Origin of the sequence: Streptomyces sp. NPDC005494, assembly GCF_042872025.1 — a bacterium.
Lineage (GTDB): Bacteria > Actinomycetota > Actinomycetes > Streptomycetales > Streptomycetaceae > Streptomyces.
Genome location: NZ_JBIAJR010000002.1, coordinates 56,720 through 83,114 on the forward strand (window position 1 = coordinate 56,720; position 26,395 = coordinate 83,114).

The 26,395-nt window shown below is 73.8% G+C and carries 1 protein-coding gene (only partly in view); it reads left to right on the forward strand.

The features are described from left to right. Window positions 1–26,395, forward strand: partial view of a lonely Cys domain-containing protein gene (locus tag ACFYQ6_RS06235; RefSeq protein WP_388761035.1) — the 5' portion only. 5,222 nt of this gene lie beyond the right edge of the window; only the first 26,395 of its 31,617 coding nucleotides appear in the window; it begins with the start codon at window positions 1–3; its stop codon lies beyond the right edge, outside the window.

Sequence of the window (26,395 nt, forward strand, 5' to 3'; positions counted from 1 at the left end):
ATGAGTATCCACGTGTCGCCGGAAGTCAACGCGATGATCTTCATCCTCACTGGGGAGAAGCTCATGGACGCCGACGAGGACCTCGCCTACGACAGCCGCCTGCCCTACTCCGGCCTGGGCCGCAAGCTGGACAAGCTGTCGTCGCTGATCGACAAGTCGATCCACGACATCGGCGAGTCGATGCCGGACGACCTCGCCAAGTCGTACGGCAAGGCGATGGGCATGCTCATCGACGACGGCGGCAAGAACTACCTGCGCGACTTCTCGGATCAGCTCGACAAGATCGCCGAAGGCCGGCGCAAGACCTCCATGGACATCATGGAGTCGAAGTGGCAGGTCATCGCCGAGGTCATCCGGCTGCTCATCGAGATCGCCATCTATCTGGCGATGTCCTTCTTCACCGGCGGCGCGTCGGCCAGCCAGATCATGATGGCCAAACTGCGCAGCCGGTTCTTCATCCTCACCACGCTCACCCACCTGCTCCAGCGGCTGCACCTGGCGCCGTCGCTGACCGAGGCGTTCGCCGAGGCCTTCACCACCTTCGCGGTCCGGCTCGCGATGATGAACTTCGCCCCGGACGGCCGCCGCCCCGACGGCATCGACTGGAGCGACATCGGCAAGGCCGCCGCGTTCGGCGCCGCGGCAGGCTTCCTCACCAGCGTCTTCGACACCTTCGCGAAGAACATCGTCAAGAGTTACGACAACAACTTCCTCAAGAACAGCCCGGACCTCGACTTCAAGAACAACCCCAACCTGAAGAACACACCGGACCTCGACCCCGGCAACCACGGCCCGGGCCCCAGGCCGAACCCCGACCTCAAGCCGAACCCCGACCCCAGGCCGAACCCCGACCCCACTCCGACCCCAGGCCCCGGCGGCCACATCCCGGTCACCTTCCGGAACGACCCGCTGTCCTTCCGGAACAACTCCGAGCTGTGGCGCAACAGCCAGATCCTGCGCAACAACGCCGACCGGCCGGGAGCGCTGGCGGGTCACTACGGGCTCAAGGGGACTGCCGACTTCCTCGCCGCCGGTTCCGGGGAGGCGCTCGCCGAGATCCTGATCAAGGGCGCCTTCGAGGGCGACTGGTCCACCAGCTGGTCCACCTTCGTCGGCGCGGGCATCAGCAGCCAGGTCGAGGCCACCCTCAGCGACACCGCCGTGAACAGCGCCGCCGAACTGCGGCACCTCATCGACACGTTGCGCAACCAGCCGCCCACCGTCTCCGGCGGCGACTCGCACACACAGGACTCCGGCGGGTCCTCGCGCGCCGGTGGAGGCGCCGACCGCACCGACGGCCCCTCGCGGACGGACACCACGGGCGGCGCCGGCGCCGCTCCCGCCTCGCTCCCGCCGGTCGTCCAGCAGACCACCGGGCAGGGGGGCGCGGGGACCGGCCAGCCGCCCCCGCCGTACGCAGCCGACAGCCCCCCGCCGTACGCCGTGGACAGCCCGTCGGTGAACACCCCACTGGCCCCGCCGCCGTACACGCCTGTGGCCCCGCCCGCGTACTCGCCGGGCACGCTGCCCGTGACAGCCGCCGAGAACGAGCTGTGGCAGCAGGTCCACCGGGGTCCTGCCGAGGTCCGTGAACAGGCGCTGCGTGACCTGGCCGCCCTGCGCGGCGCCCAGCCGCCGGGCAGCGCCGAGATCGGCGTACGCGACAGCCTGCACGGGAGCTTGGCGCAGCTGCCCGAGGTCCGGGTGGTCCCCGCAGGGAACAGCCCCGCCACCCAGATCGACACGGACGAGGTCCGCCGCGCACTCGGTGGTTTCGGCACCGAGGTCACGGTGGATGCCCCGATCACGGTGGGCGCGCCCACTGCGGCTCCGGGGACCTCCGGGAACTTTGGGACCTCCGGGACCGCCGAGACCACCGAGATCTCGGGGAGTACCGAGACGCCTGAGACCTCCGGGTCCTCCGCGACCTCCGGGTCCATCGAGACCCCCGGGACCGCCGAGACCACCGAGATCTCTGGGAGCACCGAGACACCTGAGACCTCCGGGTCCTCCGAGAGCTCTGGGACCTCCACGGTGGGTCAATCCGAGGCCTTCCAGGGGCCTTTGCAGAGCGACGAGCAGACCGTCACCGACCCCGGGGCGGCCGACCGGAGCGACCGTACGGCCACAACTCCGGGCCAAGGTGCCGGCGCGCCCGTCGCCGGCGGTGGTCCGACGGCATCCTCCACCCCTGGCACGGCGAGCGGTGCCAGGCCCGGTGGTATCCCGGCGGCCGGCGGCGGCACCTCGACTCCCGCCGCCTCGCCGGGCGCCCGTACCCCCGAGGGCGCTGCCTCGGTGGACGAGGCCTCGGCCGCGACGGACGACACCCCGCAGAGCGCCCCCTCTGCCGAATCCGTCGACCCGCTCGCAGGCACCCACACCGACTCGCCCGCGGGCACCCACACCGATGCGAACTCCGGGGCGCGCGTTCCCGCTCCGAACGTCGGTGTCACCCCCGCCCCGCAGGCCGTCGACAGCTCTGGCGTTCCGCAGGCTGTCGACACCCCCGCCGCTCCGCCGAAGGTGAGCACGGTCGGCTCGTTCGCGGAGACAGGCGCCTCAGGTGACCTCCGTGTCCCGGCCGACGTGAAGACCGGCCCCGCCCCCGCGCTCACCGGCGACTCCCACTCCCCCCAGGGACAACCCCTGACGATCGTCGTGTCGGCCACGCCACCGCCGGTGGGGTCGCCGGAAGCCGCACAGTTGCTGGACGGAGCCGGTACGGATCGGGCCGTGGTGCTCGGGCCCGCGGTCGCGCCGGACCCCGCGGGGCGTCCGGTGCGTGCCGCCGTCGAGCTGACCCGGGAGGGGCCGGGCGCCCCGGTACAGGTCCGCCCGCTCACCGCTCCCGCGCCCGCTACGACGGCCGACGACAGCCCGGCCACCGAGTTTCCCGGTTCGGACGTGCTGCTGCCGCTCGCCGACGCCCTGGGCCCGATGCCCCGGCCCGCCACCCAGAGCTCAGCGGCTGCCGACAGCGCCCCCTTCGCCGCCTCCACGGTCACCCCGCTGGTCACACCGTCGGCAGAGGCGACGCCCGTGCACGACGAAGGAGCGGCACCGGGCCCCACGGCCGGCACCGACCACGGTCAGGTCAAGCTCTCCACGCTGTCCCGCCCCTGGGGCGAGACCGCCACCGACGTGTACCTCGAAGCGGGTGACGGCGACAGCGCCCGTACCGAGTCCGGCGGCCCGACCTCCCCCGCCGGCGCAGGGCACGGCGGGCGGAACGGAGGCACCCCGCCCCCGCCGCCCACGCTGCTCGCGCCGGAGACCTCCCCCGCGTCACCGCCCGTGGTACACAGCCCGTCCCGGGCCCGGATCGTCGTACGCCCGGCGCGAGGTGGTGTCTCCGGCGCCGAGGCCGACGGCACGGGGCGGGGCGTCGGCGAACCGGCCGTCACCACCCTGGAGGGCCACACGGTGCCCCTCAGCCGGCTGCGGCGGCTGGTGCCCGACGCGACGGTGCAGCCCCCACCGGGTCGTGCCGTCAGGACGGTGACCATCTCGCAGAGCCCGGCCGAGGACGGCACGGCCCGTGACGCGGGGCGCAGGGCGCTTCTCGGTCAGGACACCTTCCGGGGCGTCCGCACCGTGTCCACGCCCGCCGCCGAATCACCGGCCCTGCCGGCGGACGCCCTCCCGGCGACCGGAACGCGACCGCCCGCCCGGCGCACGGTGTTCACCGGCCCGGCGGCCCCGCTGCCCGGCGCGGGCACCGAACGGGGCGCCGACTACTTCGTGGGACACGGCACTCCCCGTACCGTCACTCTCGGCACCGACGACTCGGCGCGACCGGCGGTCAAGGTCAGCGGTGTGCAACTCGGTGAAGTGCTCAAGTCGTGGGCGGCGGACGGTGATGAGGACCGGCCGCTCGTGCTGTACTCCTGCGAGACCGGGCGGCAGCCGGAGACGGCCGGGCTGCCCGTGGCGCAGCACGTGGCGAACCGGACCGGCCGGCCGGTGTACGCGCCGACCACCGAGGTGGGTACGGCGCGCGATCGCGACGGCGATGTCCGCGCGGTGCTCACCGAGGGCCCTGACGGGCCGGGGCGGTGGCGGCTGTTCACCCCGGAACCCGCCGGCGACGACCTGGACCGTGCGGCGCGCGACGCGGGGCTCCACGCGGGTCCCGGCCCGGCCGACGCGTTCGCGCGCGCCCGCACCCTCCAGCAGATCCGGACGCTGCGCGATGCCCTCGGACCGGACGCCGAACAGAACCCGGAGAACCGCGAGTTGCTCGCGGGCCTCGCCTATGTGGACGGTCTGCGCTGGCTGGGCGCCGACAGCGCGGCCCGGTACGCCGACGGCCGCATGACCCCGGACCTGTTGCGCCGCATGGTCACCGACTGGCACACCGTCACCGGTGCCACGACAACCGGCCTGTCCGCCGACCTCACGGTCGAGCAGTACACCGCGTTCCTGCGTGCGGCGGCCGGACTGCGGGCCGGTGCAGGGCCCGAGACGACGCTCGGCGACCTGCTGCCCCCGCCGCCTGCCCAGCTGCCTCCCACCACGCCGGTCACGCGGGAGGACGTGCGCGGACTCTCCTACGCGGCGTCGGCGGAGGTGGCCTGGTCGTTGTCGAGCGCACCGCTGCCGCTGTCCGAACTGGCCCTCAGCCCCGCGGACGTGGCCGAGCTGGCTCGACGCCTGCACGACCCGGCGCCCACGACCACCGGCCATGAGGAACAGTTGCCGACGCCCGAGCCGCTCAATGGGGGTGAGGTCGATTCGTACGTGGCGCGTCATACGTACGGGATCGCGGAGAAGGGGTTCAAGGAGTTCCGTGATCTGGCGCGGGACAAGAATGTGGTCATCGATGTGCGGCCGACGAATCCGCTGGCTCCTAAGTGGCTCGAGGCGGGGGCGTTGCCGAAGCCGTCGGATATCAAGGCGAAGACGGTCAACGACGTCGATGTCCTTCTCGGGGCTGATCCTGCGGTCGTGGGGCTCGTCGGTTATTTCAAGCCGGTGCTGGCTGATGTGGGGGTTGTTCCGGAGGGTGACCGGGATCGGGTTCTGTCGCGTTTCAACGAGCGGTCGACGGAGTTCCACGAGCTTGCCGGGAAGATGGCGGAGTTCGAGGCGGAGAACAGGTTCTTCGTCCGGGACGGTGTGGTCTACGGGAGGAGGGAAGACGGCGAGAGGCGCCCGCTCACCGGTGATCACGACGTGTTCGACATCTCCACGCCTGATGGAGTGCGGGTCACGCTTCCGGCGCATGACGCGCTGATCGACGAGATGCGGGCGAAGGACATGGCCGTGATGCACGGCGCGCACATGTTCTGGAATCCGCCCACGGCCTTCGACAAGTCGGTCTTCGACAAGGTCGTCGGTACTCATCGGGGGCCGGACGGCCAGCCGCTGCTCCGGTTCCGCCCCGGGAACAACAACGCCCAGCTCACCTGGACCGAGCCGCTCACGCGGCCTCCCGGCCTGCCTGCGACCGCGTTGGTCTCGCGGGAGGACGTGCGCGGACTCTCCTACGCGCCGTCGGCGGAGGCGGCCTGGTCGTCGTCGAGCGAACCGCTGCCGCTTTCCGAGCTCGGCCTCGGCCCCGAGGACACCGCCGAACTCGCCCGCCGCCGACCCGATCTGGTGCCGTCCGCGCAGAACCGGCCGGAGAGCCACGCCGAGAGTCTGGCCCTGTTCAGCAGGGGCAAGGGCCCCGTGACGACGCCCGAACCGGCGGACCTCGTCCGGGCGGACGGTCTCGCCTTCCGCCGGGTGGGCGTCCCGGGTGACGGGAACTGCCTGTTCCGGGCGGTGCTCGACAGTGCGCGCGGTCGCGACGTGCCGCCCGCCTGGGCCGCGCGGAACATCGCCGGGCTGCGCGGCCTCGTGCGTGACCGCGTCACCGGGTCCGAGCTCGGTACCGTCGCCGACGCCCTCGTTCCGGACCCGGTGTTCACCGTGGTGGACGACCTGCGGGTACGCGCCCTGGCCGGGGTGACCGACGCGGACGAGCACCGCCGGATCACCGAAACCTGGAACCGCGTCGCGCAGGCGGTCATCACGGACGGCGACGCCGGCCGGTGGCAGCAGATCCTGGCCGACAGCGACTATCCGCAGCTCGCCCAGGTGGCGCCCACCCCCGCCGACGCGCGGCGGCTCGGCGGAGGCGGCCTGCTCGCCGCGGCCGCCGAACGATCAGGACTGTGGTCGTCCCCCTTCGCAGATCTGCTCCCGGACGCGCTGGCGCACACCCTCGACCTCGATCTGCGCCTCGTGCGGCCCGGCCCGCGGACGACGGGCGCGGTCCTCGTCACCGAGCTGCACCCCGGAGGCACCGGCGGCACCCTGCACCTCGCGTACAACGGAAGCGATCACTACGACGCCCTCGTTCCCGCCCCGAACCCGGAAACCGAGCCCGAGCTGAAGCCGGACCCGGAGGCGAAGCCGGACGAGGTCACGCCGCCCGTGCCGCCGGTCTCCCAGCAGCCGGACGGTTCCGACCCGTTCGGGGAGTGGCTGCGCAGCATGGCCGGGATCACCGGTCCCGATGCTGCCGAGATCCCCGACCGGGGCGACCCGGTGCCGCTGGAGACCCAGCTCGAACGGCACCGCCCCGCCCGTCTGCTGACCGGTGACGATGCCCGTCCGCCGGGCCCGGCGCCGCGCACGGTCACCTTCGAGGACGGCAGCAGGCTGCCCGCCGTCCTGATCAGGCCGGGCGCGGACCCGCGCGACACCGCCCCGGCCGGAGCGCCGCAGGGCGCGCGCACCGGGCTGCTCGCCGGGCCCGGCACGCTCACCCTGCGCTCGCCCGAGCTGGCGGCGCAGGAGATTCTCGACAAACTGCCGGCGGCCATGCGTGCGCGGTTCGACGAGACGGAGCTGCTGCGTCTGCTCACCCACCAGCCCGCGGCGTTCACCGCCCCGCGCGGTGCCCGCATCGTGGGCAGGGAGAAGTCCGGGGTCGGCCTGGAGATGACGGTCGAGGCCATCCCGTACCACCGGTGGGAACGCTTCTCCGACGTCGGTGGCGCCACGGTCCGGGTGGACACCATGCGGCGTGGTCAGGCCGGTACGGGTGGCGGACGCAGTGTGGGCGTCGGACGCCGTATCGCCGGCGGCGTGGGCATGGGACCGCCGCTCAACTGGCTCCTGAAGATCGGTACGTCGCTGGGCTGGAGCCGCAGGACCGACTACACCCAGGGCACCACTGCGTACAACCAGGCCGAGCACCGCGCCCACGAGGGCTCCCACCTGCACCTGGACGACGTCCACTACCGGGTGACGGTGCGGCGGGTCACCGAAGAGCCCAAGGGCAGCGACACCCCGGCGACCGGTCCTGCCGCGGGGCCGCGTTGGAGGCGCACCCAGGAGCACACCGCGGAGTTCGGCATGCGGGACGGGCTGAGCTGGCGGCTGCCGGACGACCTCACCGTGCCGTTCACGGGGCCCCGCCGGGCGCCGGAGACGCTGACCTTCCCGGAAGGGGCGCAGCCGCGGCTGAACGATTCCGCTGCCCTGCACCTGATGACGCCGCCGGAGGACATCGCGCTGGCCCTCTCCGGGGCGCGACCGGGTAGTTCGGCGCACCGCACCATGGTCGCGTACGTCCGCCCCGGAAGGCTGCTCGGCCTGTTCGGGCGGCTCACCGGGCCGGTCAGCGGGCCCGAGCTGACCCGGGGCAGCGGCCAGCACCCGCTGGGTCATCTGGTCGTCGAACGATCGGTGCCGCACCGCGCCGTGCTGGTGACCGAGTCGGTCAAGGCGGAGGTGCGCGACCTCACCCAGACCACGTACCAGAACCAGCGCGGTCACGTCCGCGAGACCAAGTTCGGATTCCAGGTCACCGCCGGTCCGAACCACACGCTGCCCGGGCTCGAGACCGACGTACGCCTCCAGGGCGGTCCGCTGGTCCGCGCGGACCTCGGCATCGGGCGGAGCCATCACCTGGGCACCGACGCCTCCCGGAAGGTCACCGGCCGGGTCCGCAACCATCCGGTGGCGCTCTACCAGGTGGAGCGCACCCTGATGGTCCGCAGGGCCGGTGAACCCCCGTCCGCCGCCCGGCCGGTGCAGGTGGTCAGCCTGGACTGGATCTCCACCCAGGACGCCCGCCGGCTGGCGGGCTGGGACAGCCGTACGCCCGGCCGGACGGGGCCGAACCCGGACGCCGAGCCGCCGGTGCCGTGGTATCTCACCCGTGAGGATCCGGTCCACCTGGGCGGCCAGGTCCGCGCGGAGGGCTTCCGCCCGCAGGCACGTGCCCTCACCCAGCAGCCTGCGACCGATCAGCGGACGACACAGCCCGCCATCGGTCGAGCGCCCGCTCCTGCCACCGGTCAGCAGGCACCGCCGACGACGCGGCAGCAGACTACGCCCGCGACCCAGCAGCAGCCCGCGCCACAGGACGGCACCGCCGCGCCGGACCCCATGCAGGTCTTCACGGACGCCGTCCTCGACACCCTGCACCGCTCGTACCCGTCGATGTTCGTTCCGCCGATGATGCTGAGGCATCCCAGGCTGGCCCGGTTCCGGTACGGCGACGGACGGTTGCGGACCGCGCTGCACAACGAGCGGCAGGTGCGGGAGGCGCTGAACCGGCCCACCCTGACACAGAGCCTGGACGAACTGACCACCACCGGCGTCCCGGTCACGCTCACCGAGGACGGAATGGTGCGCCGCGGCCACCACACGCTGACCCTGCGGGCGTCGCTGACCGACCGCCGGTTCGAGACCACCATGAGCGAGCGGTCGCTGCGCAACGCGGTGATCGGCAACGAGGTCTCCGGCCAGGGGCAGCAGGACTCCAGCACCTACTCCGCGGGTGTCGAGGTGGGCGTCTCCCCGCGCGACCACGACAAGGTGCCCGGACCCGGCCTGCCGCGCCAGGCGGGGAACGTCTCGGTGGGTGCCCGCCACGCCCGCACCTACCAGAAGGCCACCCGGAGCACGATCACGGTCGCCCACGACCACCTGACCTTTCAGAGCGGCGCCGACCTCTACAGCTACCAGGTGGAACTCGGCGCGACCTTCGAGGGCCACCGCCGGCCGCGGGGCTGGGCGCGGCTGCTGACCGTCGGTCTGCTCGGTGCGGGCGTCTTCGTCAGCAAGGTCGAGGAGCGTCCTCTGTTCAGCCGGGGCACCGAGACCGTAGGGCGGGTCGAGCTGGCCGTGCCCGCCGCCCACGGCTCCGACCGGCACGCCCCGGCCGACCCGCCCGCCGACGGCACGGCAGCGGCGCCGACTCCCGCTCCCACGCCGCAGCGGCTCTCCACCGCGGAGGCGGACCAGCTCCTCGACGGCACCCGCCCGCTGCCCACGGCGGACCCCGACGCCGGCCGGCTCGTCCGGCAGCTGCTGAGCGCACCGCACGTCGTGCTCAGCGCCGAGGGCGGCCCGCAGCGCCAAAAGCTGATGCAGGACACCGCCGACCGCGCGGCGGGCGGCACCTGGCACGTCAGCGCCCCCGGTGCGCCGGTGCGCACCGCGCTGCGACGGGCGATGGCCAACCTCGGTGTGGCCGGTCAACTCGGCCAGTACCTGGGGCCGTTCGGCTCCCGGATCACCGGGCTCAACGGCGCCGGGCCGTTCCGGACGCACTACGTGAAGGCCGCGGTCCGCGGTGAGCTGGACAACCTACGGGTCAAGAGCGATCCGAAGCCGGCCAGCCTGGAGACCACCATCGCCAACGACCACCGGGTCGTCGGCAGCACTGGCACCGGCTCGCGCACCACGCTGGGCGTCCAGGGCGGCTACATGCCGTTGCACCAGCTCCCCGGCAAGGAGCCGGTCGTCGGCTCGTACTCCTCCGCCCTCCAGTACGCCTGGGGCAAGGGCCGCGGCTTCTCGCAGGCCCTGACCCGGGGACGCAGCACCACCGTGACCTTCGCCGGCCGGATGTACCTGGTGGTCGCCGACGCCACGGAGACCGTGGCGGTGCGGGACCGCTGGACGGCCGCGATCGGCACGGTCGGCACCCGCGCCGGGGGCCGCGTCAGCTCCGCCGCCGGGAAGGTGTCCGAGAGGCTCGGACGCGGCCTGGCCCCGCGCCGGGCCGCCGCCGCGCTCCAGCGGATCCGTGACGCGGTGATGTTCCACCTGCCGATGCAGGACGCCATCGAGGCCGGGCTGGCCCCCGACGGGCTGGGCCCCACCACCCCGAAGAACCTCGGCGGCGGCTACCGGGTGCCGGCCTTCCTGCGGGGCCGGCGCTTCCCGACCCACCCCAGCGGCCAGCTGGACGCGAGCCGGGCCGCGCAGGTGCTGCTGCCGCGTCTGCAGAAGATCGGTGTGCCCTCGCACGACCGCGAACAGGTCCTGCAGCGGCTCTCCCCGGACTTCCTGCGCGCACACCTGCACGAGCTGACCACCGAGGGGATGAGTCTGCCGGTCCGCTACCGCGCCTGGACCAGCCCGCACCTGCTGCCGGTCGGGGGCAGCCCCGGGCAGGTCCGGTTCAAGCTGACACCGATCACCACGACCGTGCAGCGGCTGCGTACGGGGTTCGAGCTCGAGGACTACCGCAACATCTCCCGCGACGACGCGGACAACACCCACCAGGACCGTGGGGCCGACCTCACTCTGTCCGCCGGCGAGCGCGCGGCGGACAACGGGGTGCTCATCGCCAACCCCTCGCTCCAGGGAACGGCGGCCAAGCAGCGGGCGAGCACCCGGACCGAGACCGTGGGCACCACCTCCATGCCGAACATCGCCACCACGCAGGCGCACGCGGAGATCGTCACCGGCTACACCCTGACCGTCACCATGACGGACGCGGCCGGCGACCCGCTCGCCCCGCGTGCGGTCGCCCAGGTCGGCACACTCAACGAGATCGCGCCGGCGAGCCTGCTCACCCCGGTCGGAGACGGCGACGACGGCGCGGTCACCGAACAGGACGTGCCCGCACCGGACCGGTCGGTCCGCCTGCTGACGGCCGAACAGTCCCTGCCGGACGGCATCGCCGCCTGGCGCACCTCCAGTGACGGCGCGAGCGGTCCCGACCCGGACATCCTGCCCTTCGACGACCGGATCGGCTCCGGCATCCTCGCCGTCGACATGCGCGGTGCGACAGGGGTGAACGACGCACTGACCCTCGCCACCGCCCGCGCCGACGGCCTGGGCGACACCGACCTCGGCAGCCGGCACACCGGCAACGTCCTCGCCTCACGCGTGCGCATGGCCCGCCACACCCCGCTCACCGGCCTCGGCACGGCGCCCGCGCAGGCCCAGGCGGAGGCCACCTCCCAGGGCGGACTGACCGCGGGGTTCCGCGAGGCGCTCGGCGCGGGCGGCTCCCAGCTGCCCGCACAGTCTTCCGCCCGCCTGCTGGGCCAGTCCCACACGGCCGACTCCCGCCTCTACGCGAAGATGCACCGCCGCGGCGCGCGGCTCCTCGCCGTGGAGAACAAGCCCCGCATGGAGGCCATGCAGCGGGCCAAGACCTCCGACGCCATCGAGGCCGGTATCACCGACAACGTCGAAGGCGTGGCGGGCACCGCGCCGCTGGCCGGCAACAGCAACGCGGGTGTGACCAACCCCGGTGGTGCGGTGCCGATCGGCGGCTCGAACGACGGCACCGCGCTGAAGGGCGCCACGGACACCACGCTCGGCACCCACGTCAAGGTCGTCACCGACCGCAGCATGCTGTTCGCGGTGCCGGTGACCTGGCTGGCGGTCGCCGAGGTGGACCACCGGATCACCGACAGCCGTCCGTTCCGCGCCCTCGGAGCGGCCCGGCGGGGACCGCGCGCCGCCGAGGCCGAGACCACCGCGCTGATCTGGCTGCGTGAGGACATCGCACGCGACTACGGCCTCCTGGACGACAGCTCGTTCCCGCCCGAGGCGAGCGCCGCCTGGGACGACATGGCGAAGGCGGCCGCCGACCTCGCCACCGCGGAGAAGGAGTACTACGACGCACGCGCGCGGGCCCGTGAGGCCTGGCTCTCCCTGAGTCCGGGGGAGCGGAGGACGCTCGGCGACCCGCCCCTGGCGACCGCGCTGCCGCGGGAGTCGGCACAGTCTCCGGCCGTCATCACCTGGCAGGCCGCCCGCGACGACGCACGGCTCTGGGAGGGTCGCACCGAGGCGGCCGCCGCGGACCACCACCGGCTGCACCTCGCCGCCTCCCGTCTCACCTCCCACCACCAGGGCTCGACGTCCGTCCCGGTCGCGGACGCGCCGCAGGAGTACACGACGCCCGGGTGGCGGTCCGAGGCACCGGAGCCGTACGGGATCACCGACGCCACCGGCTCCGCCCCGCGTACCCTCACCTCGCCGGACGGCACCACGGTGCGCGAGGTGCACGACGTGCCGCACGACGGTGCCTCGTTCTTCCACGCACTGCTTGCCGCCGCCGACGCCAGGGGGCAGCTGCCCCGCCTGCTCGGCGGCGATCTCGCAGGCCGCTTCGCGAAATCCCCCGGTGACCCGGCGGTCGGCGCCGAGGCCATAGGCGCCGCCCGTGACCGCCTGGCCTGGGCCCTGGGCGAGGACGGCAACGAGGATCTGCTGGACGCCCTCGCCCTGGACACGGCCGACACCTTCACCCAGGCCGAACTGGACGGCGCGGGCGTGGTGCTGACCCCGGAGCAGCAGGCCGAGTTCGACGCCTTCGGCCGTCTTCCGCTCACGTTCTGGCCGACGCCCGAACAGCGTGTGGCGCTGGCGACCGCCGCCCTGTCCCGTCCGTTCACGAGCGAGCCGTCCGGCACCGAGCAGCCGGCGGGTGGTCCGGTCCCGCCCGAGCGCCGCGCCGGGGACCACGGCGGCGCCGACCTGCTGCCCGCGCTCGCCGCGCGGGTCCTCGGCACGCCGCTGACGGTGGTGACCGGTGAGGGCCGCGATCACCTGTTCCTCCCGCACGGCGCCGACCCCGCCGCCGTCGATCCGGCTGTCGATCCGGTGCTGTTCTCCACCGGAGGCTTCTTCCACGCCGCCCTCCCGCAGGGCGCCCCGGCCCCGGTCACCGCCGCACTGCCGGCCGTGACGACCACCGGGACCTCCGGTACGGACACCGGCCTCACCACGACCGCGCAGCCGCCCGCGCACCGCAGCCACACCACCGCACCCTGGCTGCCGCCCGCCGACAGCAGCGGACCGCGCTACCGCCTCGCACGCGACGGTGTCCTCACCGCGCCCGACGGCGCCACCTACACCCAGGGCACACCCACGGGACGCGGCAACGGCTTCTTCGGCGCACTCTCCACCGCCCTGCGCCACGCCGCCGAACAGCCCGGAACCGGCCGCCGGGAGGCGGCACGGCTGCGCACGCGCGCCGGAGCGTCGCCCGCCCAACTGCTGCGTCTGAACGGCCTTCCCGGTGATGCCGCCGAGCGCGGCACCCTGTTCAGCCCCCCGCCCATGAACCTGCGCCCCGGAGCACCCGCGCCGAGCCGTGAGGCCCTTGACGGCCACCTGCGCCGCCACCTCACACACGCACCTTGGGGCCCCGGGGCCGACCGGGCTGTGGCCGAGTGGGCCTCCGCGGCGACCGGTGCCACCGTCACCCTCATCGAGGAGAACGGCACCGCCCACACCTACCCCGGTCCGTCCGCCGACGGCCCACACCTGCGAATCAGGCGCCGGGGCGGTGACTTCGTACCGCTGACCGAGCGCTCCCCCGCGCCGCCCGTTCCGCGGCCCGCGCCGCCCGTGTCGCATCAGGACCCGGCCACGGTTCCCCTGCCTCCGCCTCCGGCCGGCGGCGACCTGCCGGGACTCCCGGGGCTGCCGGGTGAGGAGGAGGCGTACGAGCTGAGCACCCTGTCCGGTGCCGAAGCCGCCAAGACGCCGGAGGCGGCGGACACCGAGAACGGGCCGTCCCCCCTGCGGCCGCCCGCGCCCACCCGGAACTCCGGAGCCGATGCGCTGGGGCAGTTCCGGTTCGCCGACACCAGCAGCGTGGACGGTTCCCCGGCAGCCGCTCAGGAGGCGTGGCTCGACCTCCTCTTCGGAGCCGCGGCCAGGCACGACCACTCGCCCGAGACACTTGTCGACACGGTGTCGTCGCTGCGCGAACTCGCCCTGAGGGAGGCGGTGCCGTCCTCCGTGGCCACCGGCGAGCTGGACGCGTTGCACGACCTGACCAGGAGGGTGCTGGACCTCGGCCCGGACGTCCAGGTGCACGGACAGGACCTGCTGCTCCTCGGATCCCTGGCCCTGAGCGCCTCCCCTGACGAACTGTCCGACGCCGGCGCCCTCGCCGACTACCTGACACAGCACGACGCCGTCCTGACCCAGGACACCCAGGTGGAGTCGGAGGCCGGAACCGGGCGGAACTGGACCGGCACCGGGAACCAGGCGCCGCCCCTGAACTCCTACGCCCTGGAAGGCGAGGACGGCAGCCCGGTCACCTGGACCGCCCCCTGGACGGACTCGTACGTGGTCCTCGCCCAGGAGGGTGCCGACGCCGTCCACCTGATGACGCCGCGCGGCCGGCTCACCCTGGACGACACCGGTGAGTTCGCGCGGCTCGTCGCGCGGGACCCGGCACGGCCCCCGGGAGCCGATGTCGTCCTGGCTTTCCCCCACGGTGACATCGCGTTCCTGGCTCGGCACGTCGCCGACCTGACGGGCTCCAGGGTCTGGTATTCGGAGCACGGCCCCCGGCTGTCGACGGACTGGCGGTCGGGCACCGACCACATCACGCTGGGGCCGGTCCCCGACGGCGTCGGCACGGCATGGGCCTCCGTCGGACCGGACGCGGACGACAGCGACGAGGCGGACGTCGCGGACATCGTCGACCTGTACGAGAACAGGTCCGAGCCCGCTGACGGGATCGAGGCGCGCCGGCAGAAGCCGCTGACCACGAGGGACTACGGGGTCGTGGACCACCGTGGTGACGGCGTGCTCTTCCGCAAGCCCGGTGACCTCCGGACCACCTGGCAGACCCCGCAGGCGCTGGTCGGCAAGGAGGACGCCCCCGAACTGGCCATGTCCGTGCAGGGCTACTACGAGACACTCGCCAGCCAGCGGCCCGTCCTGCGGATCGCCTCGGACCGTACGCTCGCGGTCGAGAACGGGGCGTACGGACAGCAGGTCTTCGCGACGGCGGAAGCCGTCGCCCGCGCGTCGGTCGGTCTGGCGCGCGCGGGCCTCGCGATGCGTCTGCGGACCGACGAGGACCTGAGCATCCTGCTGCCCACCCCCGACGGGGGCACGAAGCGACTGTTCCGCGTGACGCCCGGCTTCCTCACCCGATCCGGGCAGTCATCGGAGGAGATCTGCCGGGACTTCGCCGACATGCTGGCCGACAACGCCCGCACGTCGCACATGGTCTTCCGTGACTCCCGCACCGGCCAGATGGTCACCGCGCCGGTCAACGCCTCCGACGGGGCCGAGGTCACCGGCACGCACCACCTGGCCGACGCCCTGGGCCACGTCGCGGACGGCGACGTGGCGCCCGACAGGGTGGATCCCGCCTGGGCGTCCTCGTACGTCCGCCGGGACGACCGGCCCACCGGCGGTGACGGCGGCCCGCTGCCCGGCCACGCCTACGGCAGCGCGCTCAGCCTCGACCAGCCGGACGACCCGCGCCGCGACGCACTGTCGGACGCCGCGAGACGGATCGGGGTCAACGAGCACGCGTGGGCCGCCGTCGGCGAGGGCTACGTCGTCCAGTCCGTCGCGGCGGCCGGGGCCCAGGGCCAGCCGAGCCTGGAACACAACTACGCCAAGCCGCGATCCGGCATCAGCCGCTCGCACTTCGGCTACCACTTCGCCACCGTGGTCCTGGCCAGCGAGGACGGCAGCCACCAGATCTCCCTGGAGAACCACGCGCGGTCCTCGCAGCGGAACGCCCGGCACCGCGGGGAGGCGAAGGCGAACCTGCGGGTGCACAACCTGAAGGCGCTGCGGGAGGCCGCGGCGCGACTGCGCGGGGAGATCGAGCAACGACAGGAGGCCGGCGCCGACGAGCACCTCACCGAGCTGCGCGCCCACCTCGACCTGACGCTGGCCCTGGTGCGGGCGAAGCAGGCCCAGGCGGACATGCGCGCGGCGCCCGCCGACTCACCGGAGCGCGCTGCCGCCGAGCGGGCACTGGAGGGGGCCACCCGCGCCGCAGCGCAGCGCATCGGCCAGCTCGAACAGGTCATCCCCGGCAAGAATCAGTGGTACATGCGGATGTACTCCAAGCGGCCGGGTGAGTCGGCCCACGACACCAACGCGGAACTGCTGGAGGAGAGGCCCGCCGCCGAGGCCAACCCGCTGACCGCAGTCGTGCTCCGCGGCCAGCAGGCACTGCCGGTGACCATCTCCTTCGAGAAGGGTGCCCAGCAGACACCCGACGGCGCGAAGCCCCCCATGCAGTACCTGGCCAAGATCGTGGCCAGGACGGCGCTGTGGAATGCCGACAACGGGCTGCCGCTCCCCGACGTCAAGGTCACCGGTCTGCGCAGCGGGCTCCTGACGGGCCGGGACCTCGCGAAGGCCCGTGCCGAGGCGGTGGTGGCGTCGTTCCGGCAGGAGCTGGCCGAGGCGTTCGCGGCGTTGCAGGACGGTGCATCTCGACCGCACCTCACCGCCGACGCGATCACGGTCGATCCGGGCTCGGAGCGCGGGCACGGGTCCGGCACCGCCGACGCCGTGCACATCACGGTCGACGACCACCGCGGCGGACTGCGGGAGATCGCCACCCGCGGTCCCCGCGGCCCCCGGTCCGGAGGCCTGCTGGGCGGCTCGCCCGACGACGGCCTCGACCCCGTGGCCGAGCAGTGGCCGATCGGCCGCCCGGTCACCGTCATGCGGCCCCGCTTCGGCGGCGTCGAGCCGGCGTCCGTCGTGCCTGCCGCCGACGTGCCGGCCACGGAGGCACCCGCGACGGACCTGCCCGGGAAGGGCAAGGCCCCGGCCGTGCCGACCGCGGACGACGTGACGGCCACCACGGACGCTCTGCCGAACCGGTGGTTCACGTACACGCGCCCCGCCGAGTCCCGCTCGGAGCCCTTCCGCTACGAGGTCGCCGACACCGGGCACATCAGGCTCCCGGACGGGACGGAGATCCCGCCCGCCGGGTGGACGCGGTTCGGCCACGACTTCGTCCACGAGGCGAAGGGCGTGATCCTGCGGGGTGACACCGGCTGGATCGGCCGCGTGGCCAACATGGACACCCTGTCCGTCGTCATGGCCGACCTGGACCAGGACGCGGCACCCCACCGGATCGCGGCGGACGATTCGGCCCTGTACCTGGTGCCGGAGGACGGCGGCGACACCGCCCTGCGTATCGCGCTCCGGGAGACCACCGATTCCACCGAGCCGCCCCGCGCCCGTCTCGACGACCGGCCGCGCATCGTCGTGCGCTCGGCCTTCGACGTGCGGCGCTTCACCCACGCCGGCGAGACCGTCACCGACCTCACAGTGCGGCTCGCCCTCCGGCCGGGCGACGGACAGGCTGATACCGACGCCGCCATGGCGCGAGTGCTCGAAGGAGTGGAGGAGTTCTACAACGGGCCGGGGCACAAGCTGCCCAACGGCGACCGGCTGCACGTCACCGTGGAGTCGGTCCGGGCGGACGGGAACCCCCACCTGACGGTGGACCTCGTCGGCCGGGACCAGCAGATGAACCAGCGGGCGTGGTGGGCCGACGCCGAACCGGTGGAGTTCGCCCACGAGCTGGGGCACCAGCTGTTCCTGCGGGACGAGACACGCGACGCGAGCAACGCCGACCGGCTCCACGCGCCGGGCAGCCTGCTCGGGCAGTTCCGCGAGCAGGCCCCCGACGGCCTCGCGCACAGCGGACTGCGCCCGCGCCACCTCCAGATCTGGGCGGCGGTGGCCGGAGAGATCGAGCCGCACACCACTCCGGATGGTATGACCTGGGCGGACGCGCGGAAGAGCGCGCCGGCGGAGATCCGGGAGCCGGCATGGGTGGACCCGGTATCGCTCCCGGAGGCCTCCCCGCAGACCGGCCCAGATGGTGCGGTGCCGCCACCGCTGCCCCCCGGAGCCGCCCTGCCCACACTGGCGGAGGCGTCCGACGAGTCGGACTCCGACGACGAGGACGACGACGAACGGCCGTTCTGGGCCGAACCGGCCTGGCTGGACACGCTGTTCGGCCCCCAGCGCGGCACGATTCCGCGCACCCGCCTCCGGGAGACCTCCGAGGCGCTGTACGACCTCGTCCGGGAGGAGGCGGACGCGCACTCGACGGCGCAGACGCTGCGCGACGACCTGAAGCGCGTCACCCGGCAGGTCCTGCACATGGGGGGCAGGACCCGGCCAGGCCCCGCGGACTTCCGGCTGCTCGGCTCGCTGGCGCTCGACGCCTCTTCCGACGACCTCGCGAGCGTCGACGACCTCGCCCTGTACTTCGTGGAGCGGCAGATCGAGACCGGCAGCGGCGCCCTGGACGAGGGCACGCTGCTGCGCGACGACGAGGGGAACGCCGTCGGGCGTGACTTCACCGGGCCGGGGCAGCCGACCCCGGAGCTGGCGTCCTACGCCGTCCGGGGCCGGGGCCGGGTCATCCCGCGGCCCGCTCCGTGGAAGAACCCGTACCTGGTCGCGGCGGACGCGGACGGCCGCGCAGTCGGGATCGCCATGCCGGGGCGGACCTTCCGGGTGGACAGCGCCGAAGAGCTGGCGATGCTCATCTCGTACGACTCCCAGCGGCCCGGCGGCGCCGACATCGTCCTCGTGCTTCCCCCGGAGTACGCCGCCGCCGTCGCCTCCCTCGTTGCCGGGACGACAGGCCGCCGCGTCTGGTACCCGGAGGCGCCCGTCGGTGTGGCCACGCATCCGACGTCCGGGACCCGCCACCTCATGCTCGAACTGAGCGAAGGCAACACCGGTGCCGGCTGGGCCTCGGCCGACCCGGCCCCCGACGGCGGGCTGCCCGGTGCCCGTGATCTGAGCAGTGGGGACGACACCGACAGCGAGCCCGACCCGGACAGCGACGACGAGCGGTCCAGCAGCGACGGGGACGCGGAGTTCGACCGCATGGTCGACCAGGCCGTCCTCGAACGGCAGATCGAGGGCCGCCGCGCGCGGCCACTGACCACACGCGACTACGGCGTCATCGACAAGCGTGGCACCGGAGTCCTGTTCACCCAGCCGCTCCCGCTGTCCGGCGGGGAGGTCAAGGCCGGCGCCGGCCCCGAGGCGCTGGTCCTGCCGCGACAGGATCTCGGCACCATTCCCATGGCCGGCCGGCCGCCGCTGCACATCTCCGAGGACCGGACGCTGGCGACGCTCGCGGGCGACGACGGAACGACCGGCCGCAGTCGGCAGGTGTACGCCACCCGCGCGGCGATCGAGCGCTCGTCGGCGCGGCTGGCCGCAGCCGGGGCCGGCATCCGTCTCAAGGCCGACGAGTCGGCCGGCGTGCTGCTGCCGGCGGAGGACCGTACGTACGGCGAGCCGCTGTTCCGGGTGGAGCCGGAGTTCCTGACCGCTTCCGGCGGTTCGGAGCACGCGTTCACACGGGACTTCGCGCAGATGGTGGCAGGCGCGGCGAGCGCGCCCCTGTCCCACATCGCCTTCCGGGGCCCCACCGGCGAGGTCGTGTCGACTGCCCCGGTGAACGGGCAGCACGGCCGGGAGGTCACCGGAACCCACCACCTGGCGCAGGCACTGACGGAGGTCGCCGAGGGCACGCGCTCCGCCGCCGACGTCACCCCCCGCTGGGCCGCCCGTCAGGCGGGCCGGGACCATCGCTTCACCGGCGGCGTGGTGGGAGCCCCCACGCCGGGAGAGCGCTACGGCCGTGCCCTGAGCTACGAGCCGCAGAACAACCCGCTGCGCACCCCGCTGGCCTCGGCCGCACAGCGCATCGGCGTGAACGAGTACGCGTGGGCGGGTGTCGGCGAGGGCTATCTGATCCAGTCGGTCAGCACCACGAACGACGGCGGCGCGCAGTTGTTCACGCACAACCACGCCAAGCCCGGCGACCGGGTGGGCCCGCACGCCTCCTACCACTTCGCGCAGGTGGTGCTGGCCAGTGAGGACGGCACCCACCAGATCACGCTGGAGAACGAGACACACTCCCGGAGCGAGATCCCGGCCGACCTCCTCGACGACGTCATCGACGAGAACCTCGACCGTCACGGCGAGGACGAACTCACCAGGTTCGCCCGTGAAGCCGAGCAGCGCGCCGCCGGGGCACGGCAACGCGGTGAGGACGAGGCGGAGACCGACCGGCTGAACGGCTTCGCACGCGTGGCCAGGGCCCTCGCAGACGTCCACCAGGCGGAACAACTGCCGTGGTACTTCGACGAGGACCGGCCCGAGCACGCGCTGGCACTGCGCGAGGCGTCCCAGGCACGCTCCCGTGCGAAGGATCTGATCCGTGCCGCTGCGCCGGTGATGGACAGCAAGGACCTGTGGTACTTCAAGGCGTACAGCAAACGCCCGGGCGAGTCGGCACACGAGGTCAACGCGGCGCTGTTGTCCGACTCCTCGCCCGCGGTGGCCAACCCGCTGACGACAGTGGTGCTGCACGGTCACGCGCCGCGCTGGTACCAGCAGGCCGTCCCCTTCGAGGAGGGGGAGCGCGGCGTTCCGGCCGACGCGGACCGCACGATCGAAGGTCTTGCGCTCTCGCTGGCGCGCGCGGGCCTGTGGAACCGGGCCCACGGCCTTCCGTTGCCCTCGGTCACCCTCACCGGGCACGGCAACCGCTCGCAGGCCAGCGGCCAGGAACGGGCCGACGCCGTCGCCAAGGCGCTCGGGGCCAGGCTGGGCCAGGTTCTGGAGACCTTCCAGACCGGCCTGAGCGGGCCGCGCGTCGGCGTACGGGACTTCGGCCTGGTCAAGGCCGCCAAGCGGGTGCGGAGCGCCACCGACCCGGCCCAGGGACGCGTGGTGACGATCGAGATCGACGATCACCGCCAGGTCCCGGCGGGGCCCCACGGAGACACCACCCCAGTCGGAGAAGCCGCTCGGCCGGAGGAGCCCCCACGCACGCGGCCGGCGTCCACCGGACCCACGACGACCACCGAGCCGCCGGTCACGCGGCCCGAGACCGCCGCATCCGCGAGCACCCGGCTCGAGGCCGCGGAGACCGTGCCCACCCCTGGGCGCGTCAGGTCCCGGCCGCCGGGCGGATCCGTCCTGGCGAGCCCGGAGCGCAGGAACAGCGACGCACCCCTGTGGGTCCTGGCGCGCATCCGCTACGCCGAGGAGTCCGTCGCCTTCGACAGGCGGCTGGGCGAGTACCTGGCCGAACACGAGGCGGTCACCGCCGAGTTCCGGAAGATGGCGAGCGCCGCGTGGGCGGAGACGCGCAAGCGGTACCCGCGGGCGCTGGCGACGTTCGGCGACACCAGCAAGTTCAAGGCGGGCGTCGTCGGCACATCCCGCGAGGCTCTCCAGCGGGTGGTGAGGAGCGGGAATCTGCGGGAGCTCGTGGCGTTCCTGTACGAGGGGATCTCCAACGATCTCGTGCCGGAGATGCTGGGCGGCGCAGAGGAACAGCACCCGGAGATCGCCGCGGAGCGGCCGAGCAGACGGCAGCTCGCGACCTACACCGAATACATGCGGCGCGCCACGGAGATCCAGGCGTCGGACATGACCCCCGCGGAGAAGCAGGCCGCGCTCAAGGAGCTGCCGCCGCCCGTGACGGACCCGGCACGCCCGGACGAGGCGCGTCCGCCGCTGAGCGAGGCGGAGCGCCGGTTCGCCGTCGACGAGGCCGGACTGACCTGGATGCCGGCGACGTCGGTGTACGACATCGCGATGAACGCCGCCTTCCAGGGGCTCTCCGAGGACTCGGGCGGTCTGGTGGCCACCGGCACCGCCGGGTCCACCTACCGCTTCGTGCTGCACGCCGCCCGAATGCGTGAGCAGTGGGGCCTCGATCTGGACCTCGGACTGATCCGGGCCGGGATGCTGGCCATCTCGCTGACGGTCGGCCACCACACCGTCCACGAGGTGATGCGGGGTGCCCAGCTGGCGCTGGACGGCGTTCCCGGCCACGACCCTGCCCTGGACTACACCGACAACTGGGGCAGGTACTGGAACATCTACCCGCTGGACGAGGGGGAGTTGAGGGAGAACGTCGCGCGCGACGGGCTCTTCCCCGACGAGCACGCCCAGGCCCTGCTGGACGAGCTCGGTCCGGGGCACGCCACGGACCCGGGCACGCGTCAGGGCGCGCGCGCCGCGCTCCCGCACCGCCCTGGCCAGGTCCGCCAGGTCCTCACCCGCCCCGTCGCCGCCGAGCCGGACCGCCCCGTGGCGCAGATGCCAGGCCCGTCCGCCGCCACCGGCCAGGACACCGCCGTCGCGGAACGGGACGCGGCGTGGGAGGCGCATGCGCGGACGCTGGCCGCGCTGGGCGGCGCCGCCGCCGAGGCGGCGACTGCGGAACAAGCCGGCCGAGACGGGACGGCGGTGGCGCACGCCTGGGCGGCGGTAGACGAGGCGCGCCGGGGTGTGGAGGACGCCGAGGCGTGGCTGTGGGCGCTGGGTGTCGCTCCGGAGGCACTGGCCGCGGGGCGTGAATCCGCCGGGGGCGGGGGCCTGCGCGCCCGTGACGCGATCCCGGTCGTTCCGCGTGGTGCCGGAGAACGCGTCTGGATGGCGCGCCAGTTGACCGAGGACGATGTGCCGGTGGAGGCCGACGTCCGGGAAACGGACGCGGATCTGGAGGAGTCGGGAACCGTGGGCCCGCAGGAGCTGGAGGCCGCGGGCGTCACGCTCTCCCTCGGCCTGCGGACCGAGATGGCGCTGAGCGGCGACGGCCGGTTGCCCGCGGGCGCGTTGTCGCCGCTGGAGCTGGCCCGGGTGCGGATGGCGGCGCTCGGAGCCTGGTCGTCCAGGACGCACACGGTGGCCGCGCTCGCGTCACGGCGGCTGTGGGCGCGGGCCTACGCCGACTTCGAGGGCGCGGCGCCCGAAGCCCTCGGGACGGCCACCACCGAGCGTGCCTGGGAGGCCGCCGTCTCCCTGGTGCTGCCGGTGGAGCCGCACCCCGTCCTCGCCGACTTCCGGTACGCCGGGGACGCCTTCCGGGACGCGGTGCGTCAGGTCGCAGGCCACCTGCTGGAGGTGGGGGCCCACGCCGGGCCCGCCCCGGCGTCGGCCACGGAGCTGGCCGACGCCTTCCGCGCCGGTCTCGGCCTGCGGCAGCGCTGGACCACGCCCGCCACGGACATCGCCCGAGCCGTCGAGGCAGACGACGAGCCGGGGCCTGCTGCGCAGTCGGAAGCCGATGCCGACATGCTCGATCTCGACCCTGCGATCCTGGACTACGCGATCCTGGACGACCTCGACGTGGACACCTCCGGCACCGCAGGCCTGGACACCTCCGGCACCGCAGGCCCGGGCGACGTCGGCATCTCGGCGTGGAACGACCTCGACCTCGACCTCGGTCTCGGCCTCGACCACGGCGTGGGCCTCGGCGGCATCGACTTCGGCCTTCCCGGCACAGGGCTCTCCGCCCTGGACACGACCGGTCCAGAGATGACCGACCTGGACATGACCGGCCTGGACACGACCGGCCTGGACATGCCCGACCTGGACATGACCCGCTCGGTCGTGCCCGCCCCGGACATGACTTCGCTGGACACGGGCGGCGGGCATCCGGTGTTCGCCGCCCCGGCGGCCACCGCACCGGCCCGTCCGCTGGGCCCGCTGCCGAGGCTGAGCCTCGTCGCGTACGCCCAGGGGCAGACGCGGCCCTCCACCGAGGCGCAGGAGAGCATCGACCGGCTGGCGTTCCAGGTCGCCAGGGCCGGACTGCGCAACCTGCGTGCACGAGTGCCGCTCCCGAGGGCCGACATCGCCGGGTACGGCGCCGACGCCCGCGGAGCAGGCACCGCGCAGGAGCGGGAGCAGGCGGCTCGCAGCAGGGGCGACCAGCGCGCGCGGGCCGCGCACGAGTTGTTCGTACGCGGACTGGACCACGCGCTGGGCGTCCTCCAGGGGAACCCGGCGGCAGGACGGAGGCGGCTGACCGCCAAGGACTTCAAGATCACCTCGCGTGGCCGGGCGCGTCTTCCCGGCCAGGGCGCCACCGCCGGCCTGCCCGCCGGCACGGCCAACCGCGCGGACCTGGGCCGACAGGCCACCATCGCCGTGACGTCCCCGGGACACGCGGCCGCGGTCGAGACCCTGGACGCGCTGCGGCGCGGCGAACGGGCTCTGCGGGCCGGGCCGTTCGACGCGGCCACCGTCGCCCGGAGCGTTCTCCACCTCGGCCCCTTCGTCCTCGTCGACCCGGAGATGCTCAGGGACCTCTACACGAAGGTCGAGAGGGCGCTCGCAGCCGGGCGGGCGAACAGCCTGGCCGCCCTCAGGGCGTTCGCCATGGAGGAGGAAGGCGTCCTCACCGCCGACCGTGTCCGGTACGTGTCCGTCAACGGAACGCGGGTGCCGGGCCTGAACTGGACCGGTCCCGACGCCGCCGAGCTGAACAGCATGTTCGTGGAGGAGCTCCAGCCCGACGGGGCGGACGGGTTCACACAGAGCGGCATGCTGGACCTCTCCCCGTGGCCGTGGGACGTGACCCCGTACGCCGTCCTGGCCGAGGGGCGCCACGACGCGGTGACGGCGCGACTGCCCGACGGGACATCGCGGGACCTCGGCCCCGACGAGTTCGCCGAGCTGGTCGCGCACGACCCCGCGTGGCAAGGGCTGCCGGACGAGACCCCGATCGTGATGGCCGTACCCTTCGCCGGCGACCGCTACCTGGAACTGCCGCGCACACTCGCGGAGCGCACCGGCCGCACCGTGTGGGTACACAGCGGCCTGGCGCGGCGCCACCCCGATCCGGCCGCCCCGAGCACCGTCGCCGTGATCCAGCGGGGCGGGCTCCCGCACGGCTCCTGGGTCCCGGTCCGGCCCGGCCTCGCGCCGGACGCCCGGGACGGTGCCCCGGCCTGGCACCGCGACGTGCTCACGCAGCCCATCATCAGTGCCCTGACCGGGCAGCAGATCGGCCGCAGCCTGCACGAGCCCGGTGAACTCGCGGGGAGCCGCGAGGACAACTTCAGCCGCCTCGACCAGATGACGCTGTACGTCCACTACAACCGCGCCACCGGCACCTACTCCGCCACCCTCCCGCTGGACGATCCCGGACCGAAGGACAAGGCGTACCACTTGGCGGCACACGGCCTGCCGGGCCGCCTGATGCTGCCGCTGGCCGGCGGCGGGTCGAGGTCGGCCGACCGGCACGAGGCGGGGGAGTGGCTCCGGCGGCGCAAGAGCCTCTCGAGCATGCCCGAGGACCACTGGATCGACATGGTGGTCTGCTACTCCTCGACCCCGCAGGACAGTGCCACGCAGGATCTGTCGCAGGCCGGTGACTCCTTCCCCGTACCGTTCGCAGCCGATCCGCTCGCGGACGACGCTCTCTCCCTCGGCCAGCATCTGGCGAACGTCACCAGGCGCAGGGTGCGTCTGTCCTACGCCCTGCAGGGGGTGTTCACCTACCAGGGCGACCCCGTGCGGGTGCTGTTCACCGACGCGCGCGGACGGCGGTGGTGGTGGGAGACCAGCCGTCCGGAGCCCGTGGACGCGGAACTCGACCGGCTGGCGGCGCGCGCAGGGTTCGCGGGCGAGTCGTCACCGCGGAGCAGGGCCGAGCTGTTGCGTCTGGTGCGGACACTGAAGCTGCTCCTCGGGCACGACGTGGAGGACGCCGCCGACTTCGTGGACCTGATCCGCGGATCAGGCGCGCTCGTCGGCATGTGGCACACCGACCCGGACCTCGGGCCGACCGGCCCGCTCACGCCTGACCTGCTGCGCCGGGTGGTCGCCGCGCACCCGGAGGCCGCGTCCGGGGTGGACCGTCAGGTCATCCGGCGGGTGCTGGCGGCGGCCGCGCACGCGTGGCAGTCCGGGGTCTCCCTGCCCGTGAGCCGGTTCGTGGACCTGCCGGTTCTGCACTCGGCGGCACGATGGCTCCAGGACACGGCCGCGGTGAACGACGCGGCCGTCGCCGCGCTGAACCTCTCCGGCCCCGGCGACGTGGGCCCGGCCGAACGGGCGCGGATGTTCCGGGCGCGGGTCGAGGCCGAGGGGACCCAGGCCGCGGCAGAGCCGGGCGCGGACGCCCACGCCGCGAGGGTGCTGCACCTCGACCCCGCCGTCGAGGTGGACGACGCGCTGCGCGGCGCGGCACTCACCCTGCTCACCAGGGGGTTCGCGGCGGGCCGGGACATGAGGGACCCGGACGTGGCCGCCGCGTACGACCTGGAGACGCGCGGAGCCTTCGGCGGCCCGGCGCCGCTCACGACGATGGGCCCTGCCGTGGGCAGCGGCCGGGACTGGCAGACCGCGACCGCCCTCGTGCCCGAACTGGGTACGTTCCGGACACCGAGCGGGCTCACCGGCGCCCCTTGGGCGGGACAGGACGCGTACGGCAAGGACCGGCCCGCTCCGCACCTGGTCCTGGCATACGTGGACTTCCAGGACAGCGACCGGCTCCAGGTGGCCTTCGGCGGCGCCTCCTGGTCGGTCGGCCCGGCGGAGTTCGCCGAACTGCTCGCGGCGG